The organism is Paraglaciecola sp. 25GB23A (assembly GCF_040012495.1).
Taxonomy (GTDB): Bacteria; Pseudomonadota; Gammaproteobacteria; order Enterobacterales; family Alteromonadaceae; genus Paraglaciecola.
On record NZ_JBDYKM010000046.1, the window covers coordinates 1 to 7,340 of the forward strand.

The 7,340-nt window shown below is 38.8% G+C and carries 12 protein-coding genes; 1 reads left to right on the forward strand and 11 read right to left on the reverse strand.

All coding sequences use genetic code 11. The features are described from left to right. Positions 1-189: 189 nt before the first annotated feature. Both ABKW31_RS22385 and ABKW31_RS22390 read right to left on the reverse strand, forming a co-directional pair. Positions 190-435, reverse strand: a complete 246-nt coding sequence (locus ABKW31_RS22385) for a hypothetical protein (protein ID WP_348618938.1) — start codon at positions 433-435, stop codon at positions 190-192. 79 nt (positions 436-514) lie between these two features. Then, on the reverse strand, positions 515-985 hold the full coding sequence (locus ABKW31_RS22390) for a hypothetical protein (protein ID WP_348618939.1): 471 nt from the start codon (positions 983-985) through the stop codon (positions 515-517). A gap of 148 nt (positions 986-1,133) precedes the next feature. On the opposite strand from ABKW31_RS22390, the gene ABKW31_RS22395 reads away from it, so the two are divergent. Beyond that, positions 1,134-2,159 (forward strand): IS110 family transposase, encoded by a 1,026-nt coding sequence (locus ABKW31_RS22395; RefSeq protein ID WP_348618940.1) that lies wholly within the window; start codon positions 1,134-1,136, stop codon positions 2,157-2,159. Positions 2,160-2,458: 299 nt separating this feature from the next. On the opposite strand, the gene ABKW31_RS22400 is transcribed toward ABKW31_RS22395, so the two are convergent. The 9 genes from ABKW31_RS22400 to ABKW31_RS22440 all read right to left on the reverse strand — a co-directional run bounded on the left by ABKW31_RS22400 (position 2,459) and on the right by ABKW31_RS22440 (position 7,193). Beyond that, positions 2,459-2,758 carry a hypothetical protein gene (locus ABKW31_RS22400; protein WP_348618941.1) on the reverse strand — a complete coding sequence of 100 codons (300 nt, stop codon included), beginning with the start codon at positions 2,756-2,758 and terminating at the stop codon, positions 2,459-2,461. A 126-nt stretch (positions 2,759-2,884) separates the two neighbouring features. Continuing rightward, positions 2,885-3,145 (reverse strand): hypothetical protein, encoded by a 261-nt coding sequence (locus ABKW31_RS22405; protein WP_348618942.1) that lies wholly within the window; start codon positions 3,143-3,145, stop codon positions 2,885-2,887. A gap of 445 nt (positions 3,146-3,590) precedes the next feature. Further along, positions 3,591-3,962 carry a hypothetical protein gene (locus ABKW31_RS22410; RefSeq protein ID WP_348618943.1) on the reverse strand — a complete coding sequence of 124 codons (372 nt, stop codon included), beginning with the start codon at positions 3,960-3,962 and terminating at the stop codon, positions 3,591-3,593. Between the two features lie 131 nt (positions 3,963-4,093). Then, positions 4,094-4,390, reverse strand: a complete 297-nt coding sequence (locus ABKW31_RS22415) for a hypothetical protein (protein WP_348618944.1) — start codon at positions 4,388-4,390, stop codon at positions 4,094-4,096. A gap of 104 nt (positions 4,391-4,494) precedes the next feature. Continuing rightward, positions 4,495-4,923, reverse strand: coding sequence for a DUF6678 family protein (locus ABKW31_RS22420; RefSeq protein WP_348618945.1), 429 nt, complete (start codon positions 4,921-4,923; stop codon positions 4,495-4,497). 91 nt (positions 4,924-5,014) lie between these two features. Continuing rightward, on the reverse strand, positions 5,015-5,323 hold the full coding sequence (locus ABKW31_RS22425) for a hypothetical protein (RefSeq protein ID WP_348618946.1): 309 nt from the start codon (positions 5,321-5,323) through the stop codon (positions 5,015-5,017). A gap of 449 nt (positions 5,324-5,772) precedes the next feature. Beyond that, the gene (locus tag ABKW31_RS22430) at positions 5,773-6,021 is read right to left on the reverse strand and encodes a hypothetical protein (protein WP_182693013.1); all 249 of its coding nucleotides are present in this window, start codon (positions 6,019-6,021) and stop codon (positions 5,773-5,775) included. A gap of 137 nt (positions 6,022-6,158) precedes the next feature. Further along, positions 6,159-6,389 carry a hypothetical protein gene (locus ABKW31_RS22435; RefSeq protein ID WP_348618947.1) on the reverse strand — a complete coding sequence of 77 codons (231 nt, stop codon included), beginning with the start codon at positions 6,387-6,389 and terminating at the stop codon, positions 6,159-6,161. 429 nt (positions 6,390-6,818) lie between these two features. Next, positions 6,819-7,193: a hypothetical protein gene (locus ABKW31_RS22440; protein ID WP_348618948.1), complete on the reverse strand. Its 375-nt coding sequence runs from the start codon at positions 7,191-7,193 to the stop codon at positions 6,819-6,821. Between the last annotated feature and the right edge of the window lie 147 nt (positions 7,194-7,340).

Here is a 7,340-nt window from a genome sequence, read left to right on the forward strand (position 1 = left end):
TCACAAACGACGATCGGTGGGAAGTGAATAATGATGGTTTTTTGAACTATTTTAGGGTTTTTCTACAGCCTCAACGCCGCCATAAGCGGCTAAATAATAGTTGGCTAAAATAGCGAGGCACGAGCACAGCCAACTGTTATGTGTCCGATACTTTATAGCCTTGTTAGGTGCCGCCTTACAGTATAACCATCACGCATTTTTTAAACTTAACTTAGTTATTAATGCCAAAACTGCAACTGGTATTGGTATAACTACAAACCAACCCAAAAATGCAGATATAAAAACTTGGCTATCATAAGAAAGTGCAACGCAAATAATGGACGATATTATTAATGTCGTAAAAACATAGACTCGACCTTCTTTAAATAAAGATCTAACAAGTAAAAACAAGAGAACGAAAACACCTAATCCTGAAAATACTTCTATACCAACCATCAATTACACCTAACGCCTTGCATATGAGGATTTTAGGAGCGCTTTTTCAGCGAGTAAAATTCCCAACATAATGCATTTGTTAGTTACTGGTTTCACCAAGCATTTCTTTAATTTGGTTAAACCCATCTTCCAAAGCATCAGAATTCAACAATTCCGCTCTTTTTTCTACAAATGAAAAAGGAGGTATTGAAATGTTCCCGTACTTGAAAGAGTCGCCCCGTGGATCAGCAATAAGTGAAATTATTTCACCATAACTATCCTCAATGAGCGCCCATTTTAAACCTAAGCTTTTTTCTAATACAAAACCAAATGCAAAACCCAATGCAGACAGAACAGGTTGTTGAGCTAATTTTTCTGGGTTTTCATCCAACATCCAAGATGTTCTTAAATAATCGAAATACGCAGGAGTTATTGGTAAACCACCATTCAATTCAACCTGTGGGCAATATTTCTCACCAAGTTCAGTTAGTATTCCAATATTTGATTTCCAGTATTCACCTTGCTCTTCTTTAGTAAGATACTTTTTAATTGAAAACGTGTATTCGCTCATATTCCTCCTAAGTAACTAACGCTTTGCCAAGGGGCAAATACGAACGTTGTTGGGCGAAGCCCAGTGAGATAATTGGACTCCCCCAAACCGTGAGGTGTGGGTTAATATCATTGTTACCACACAAAAAATATTATAGAGAATCCGCAATATGTATCGTACTAAAGTTGGCGTTGATTTAGCAAAGCATATCATTCAAGTGTGTATATTGAATGGTAAAAAAGTCGTATCTAATGTAGAGATGAGTACCGATGAGTTTCTTTGTTGGTTAGTAAAAACTAAACCGGTCACTATTGCTTTTGAAGCATGTTCAACATCAAACTATTGGTATCAACAAGCCATTAAAGCTGGCCATGATGCACGCCTCGTCAATGCAAAGTTAGTTAAAGCCGTTAGGCAAAACCAAAAAACAGATAAGAACGATGCCTTAGCGATTGTGCAAACCTTATTTTTGCCTGAAATGTCTTTCATTACAGGCAAAAATATTGAGCAACAACAATTGCAATCTATACAACGTTTACGAGAGTTGGCTCTTAAGCATCAAGGTGCGGCTCAAAAACAGATAGTGTCATTGTTGTTGGAATTGAATATCCGGGTACCTAATGCTCAAGCCAGTTTGCTTAGTAAGCTCGAAGATATGTTGGAAGACGCAGAAAATGACTTACCGGTTATTTTTCGAGCAACACTGGGAGTGGCAAAAAATCAACTCGAAAATATGATCAACACTATTCGTGAATATGACAAGTACCTGGAAAAAACCATCCACTCGTTGCCTGATTGTAAGAAGCTATTAAAGCTTGAAGGTGTCGGGCCCATCAACGCCGTCAACCTTTATATTGCACTAAGTGGAGAGCAGTCACAGCCCTTTAAAAAAGGTAAAGATGCATCCGCTTGTATTGGCTTAACTCCTATTCAGTATTCTTCTGGTGGTAAAACTAATATTGGTACCATCGGTAAGCATTGCAAAAACACGTTCCTAAGAAGTCAATTGATTGCCGGCGCCATGGCCGTGGTTATCAAAGTACTTAGGTATGGGGCAAAAACTAAAAAAGAACTGTGGCTAAAAGGGCTAATGGAACGTCGAGGGAACAAATGTGCGGCCGTTGCGCTAGCCAATAAAACAGTGAGAACGGCTTACGCTATGTTGTCACAAAACACCGAGTACCACGCTGCATAACTCACAGCGCAACATGAGTTAATCAATCAAAATGCATGTGCAAAGATAAAAATCTACAAACGAAGTCAGTCGTATACATTGAGCATCATAGCTCGCCAGTGAGAATTGACCGTTTGTTCGCGTAAACATCAGTGAGCCTGAGATAGCCTCTCTACTAGAGCTCGTACATAAGTACGCATTTATTTCTTTGTGACATTAGTATTTTGGTTGTTGACACGGGGGAGTCCACATAAGTATTTGTCCCAGCCACGCTTTTTGTGGCGAACTTAGGCAACTTGTTATATTTGTATTTCACAGCTCTAATTTTCTATATCCCAAGGTTGAGTTACATTTTCTCTGTAAGCATCCCAACCCAGAGGCAAACTAGCTAAATCAGCAATTTCGGGAAATTTTTGAAAAAAGCAGCCCATACAAACAACCATGCCATCATCTGGATCATCTGTTGTATTGCACATAAACTGCCATTCACCATCTTCATAGTGAGTGACCTGAACAATTGGTTCACTCTTATCATAAACAAATTTAGTTGTTACAACGCAGGTGTTTATAGCGCAATCAAAAGGCCAGTCATTTTCTGAAAATGTATGATCGTGTGACATGCTTCCCTTCAAATATAACGCTTTGCCAATGGGCAAATACGAACGTTGTTGGGCGAAGCCCAGTGAGTATTTATCCCAGCCGCGTTGTGTGCGGCGAAATTGGGTAACTTGTTATATTTTTTATATTTACATGACATTGCAATTGGAAACCAAATATTCGCCATCATCAGATTTCTCTAATTCAACGATCATAACAAGTGAAATATTCTTACCTTTAAACATAAGAGCTTTTTGATTTTCAATTTCTTCTGATCTCTGAAAAGGGCTGCCTATTTCCTCTATAAGTATTGTTTCGGTGACACCTATTTTGACAGTGCTACACGGTTCAATATCTGCATCACTGCAACTAAATAGCGGAAATAGAAAGAGGATTGCAAACTTACGCATAAATTCCCTTGAAAATATAACGCTCAAAGCAACGGCGCGGCTTTTTGCGTCCGATGCCTTTGCTTGTTATTGCGCCAACCAGATAAACTATCTCGGCTTGCCGCCTGCCCTGTTAACACAACAACATGATTAAAATTATTACCCACACTGTAAAACAACCTTGATTAAAACTGCAACGAATAATTGCATGTTAGGTTGAACTGATGCTGATAAAACTGTTGGAAGTTTAACGGGTTGTTTGGCTAAAAAAACTGAAAGAACGATTGCCCAAAAGAGCACGAGCCAACTACAACCTAAGGAAACTAAAACTTACTACCGATATTAACCAATAAGTTGTAAGGCTGAAGCGCTATAACGCTAAACATATGGGGATTTTAGGAGCGCTGTTTCAGCGAGTAAAATTCCCACCATGATGTTTTTGTTAGGCGGCATATGCACGGATGATTTAGGGGACATAGATTAACCCAACTTTAAATTGTATTTTGACATTATTTTCACAAACTTTACCTGTAAGGACCAAATCACTAAGCCCCTCTGATTCAGTGAAAAGATCTATAATTATGTCCCAGTGGTCACCCATCCACTGAGCGCAGGAACTTTCCCATGTTTCATTTTGCAACGGCACTAACGTTTCACCGTAGTCAGAAATATAATTGCGATTCGCAGTAGCTGTATCATCAGGAATAGAAACTGTATCTTGAAATTTGCGGCTCAATGAATAGTCACCTTCAACGATAGCATTCACAACCTCACAAATTAGTGGTCGCCAATATGACGCTATCGGGTGCGCTTTCTCTAGATCTTTGAGTGCTTCCAAATTTTCCTCTCAGCTCCCTTGACGCCTAACGCCCGCCTATGGGGCGATTATGAGTGTTTTGCAACGAAGTTGCAGCGAGTAATTGTCCCAGCCCAACTTGTTGGGCGAACATGAGGCGTTTGTTAGGTGTGTTACTCATAAAACTTACCTGCGTATAAAATATGCGCGCACCGATACCATGGATTTTTAGAAAATGTATTATTACTAGGATTCATTAGCGTTGAATTACCCCATGCTGCGGCTGCATCTAACATTGTATCAATTGAACCATTTTCCCAACCAAGTTGACCATTTGAATATGGTAATGAAGGACTATCTTTTACAATTTGTTTTTCTTCATGGAAATCCTCACCCAAAGCTTGCACGAAATTTAAGAATGACTTCTCGTCAAAAACCATTTCTAAAAGGTTATCGAGGTCACGTTTCACAAGAACACCTAACGCCGTTAGCATTTGCCGGAGGTGTTTGGCGCTTTGTTTGCGGCTTTTGGCAAACAAAGTGACAAATACCGGAGGTCAATTGCCTAACCTTGTTATGTGTGACTGTAAAGATTTGGCTCATTTCCCTGCCTAAAATATCCATAAATTCGAACACCGTTATCTATAAGAGAAAATTTAGCATGTGTACTTTGGCAGATGTCGATAACTTTTTGCTTGTGATCAATTATCTTTGGATTTAACAGTGCTCCACTAGAGTGACTGATTCTGGCATCGATATCAATGAACTCCAATGCTATAAAGTTACCCCATACTTGAGCTAACTCACTTGTGAATGGAAAGCTAGCCTCTTCATCAGGCCAAGTTGAGCCATCGATGTAAGTACAACGGAAACGAACTAATTCATCAATTTCATTCAGTTCATTAAACAGAGCGTTCCATTTAGTTGTATTCATCACGCCGATTAATCGCTCTTTCTCAACGATTTCTAGAACTTGATATTTGGATGCTAAGTTTATTTCCATGACTCTCTAGAACACATAACGCCCCAAGCAGGGGATTTTATGAGTGTTTTTCAGCGAGTAAAATTCCCGCTGACTTGGCTTGTTATGCGTTTTAAACGCCACCCCAAGTCCCCTTTTGTTTATATATAAGTTCGTCGTTAACGAAAAAGCTATATAGAGGCCTGCGGAAGAAATTTACTAGAATATCTAACCGAATAGTTTCACCACCAGAAAGAACTCCACTCAAGCTTTTTCTACAACCAAAAACACCATCACCCGGGGTAGTGTTAATTTGATCTTGAATATGATTATTAATAGTTAAAGTAGACAAAGTATGAGCATTGGATTTTTCGACTACTGCCTCGAATTTTATCAGTTCTCCATTGTGTTCTATTTCAATTTCCCTTTCTCTTAAACCCAACTTTTACTCCTTTCTACCACTGACGAATAACGCTCAAAGCAACGGCGCGGCTTTTTGCGTCCGATGCCTTTGCTTGTTATTGCGCCAACCTAATGAACTATCGCGGCTTGCCGCCTGCCCTGTTAACACAACAACATGATTAAAATTATTACCCGCACTGTAAAACAACCTTGAGCAAAACTGCAACGAAAAATTGAATATTAGGTTGAACTGATGCTGATAAAACTGTTGGAAGTTGATAAAGTTTTTGGGCTAAGAAATGAAAGGACGATTGCCAAAAAGAGCACTAGCTAGCCAACCACACACTTTTGAGCCTAAAACTTACTACCGATACTAACCAATAAGTTGTAAGGCCAAAGCGCTATAACGCTTAACATATGTGGATTTTGGGAGCGCTTTTCCAGCGAGTAAAATTCCCACCATGATGTTTTTGTTATGTGGCATATTGCTCAAAGTCGACTCATTGTTGAATGATGCACTAGCCAATAACCTACCGCAGCAAAAACACCACCGATAAGAACTGCTAAAGACCATAAAATGGGACCAACAAATACAAGGTTATGATTTTCATTTTGAAGTTTTGCTGCATCATTATACACAGCCGCACTAAATGCGATGTGAACAATTAATGTGCCTAGTAAAGGTAACATCGCCCAAACAGAAGCTGATGACCAAAAAATTGGATTACTGATATCCATTTCTAATTTATCTCCATTTTCAAATTATATAATTGCCAGTGAATGACACATAACGCCCCAAGCAGCGGAAAACACGAAAGTTTTGGCGCAGCCAGTGAGTGGTTTTCCGATGACTTGGTTTGTTATGTTTTGACAACTTATAGAGCATCAATTTTTTTGAAAGCTTTATGTACTAAATAACCGATAAAAATCAAAGGAACTGCCGCAGTCCAAAGTAATGATAAAGCTAAAGAAATTGTAAATTGCCCACCTGATGCTCCAATAATTACACCAAGCCCTATGCCAAACAAAAGCATTAAAATTGGCACTAATATCAAGTAAAGTTTAATTTCACTTCTTGAATCATTATGAAGATATTTTGCAATCATACTCTGCACTTCCTTACTCCTTTAAAAACATAACGCTCAAAGCAACGGCGCGGCTTTTTGCGTCCGATGCCTTTGCTTGTTATTGCGTCAACCTAATGAACTATCGCGGCTTGCCGCCTGCCCTGTTTGCACAACAACATGATTAAAATTATTACCCACACTGTAAAACAACCTTGATTAAAACTGCAACGAAAATTGCATGTTAGGTTGAACTAATGCTGATAAAACTGTTGGAAGTTTAATGGGTTGTTTGGCTGAAAATTGAATGAGCGAATACCGAAAAATGCACTAGCCAACCACAAACTTTTGAGCCTAAAATTTACTGCCAATACTAACCAATAATTTGTAAGGCCAAAGCGCTATAACGCTTTAAACAGCGGAAAACGCGAGCGCAGCGAGTGGTTTTCCGCTGATTTAATTTGTTATGCATTACATCCCCTTTATTATTTCTGCAAAAGAACCAAGTTGAATGATCTTCACTGTATTCTCACACTTATATAAAAGTGTCACAGACAGTACAAATTTACTCAGCGGGTCAAAAATTATTGTTGATACAAACTCGTCTTCACGATTTAAGTTATCTCTCAATTCACTTGATAAAACCAATGAACCATTTTCTGTTAAATCCGTCTTAACAGAGTAGATGAGGCAACTATCTCGTACTTTAGGTACGACCAAGTCAAAGCTACCTTCTTCGTATTCAACAATACTGCCGCCAATACTTTTCAGGCTTTTTGACTCAACCAATTCACAATAACCAATATTGGCAGTGATTAGTAATATAAAACTAATAAGAATTTTCAAAATTTGAGCCTGATTACTTAGATGCATAACGCCCCAAGCAGGGGATTTTATGAGCGTTTTTCAGTGAGTGAAATTCCCGCTGACTTGGCTTGTTATGCTGCATTATTAAAACAACCATACCAACAAAAAATAGATTGGTAGAGCTAC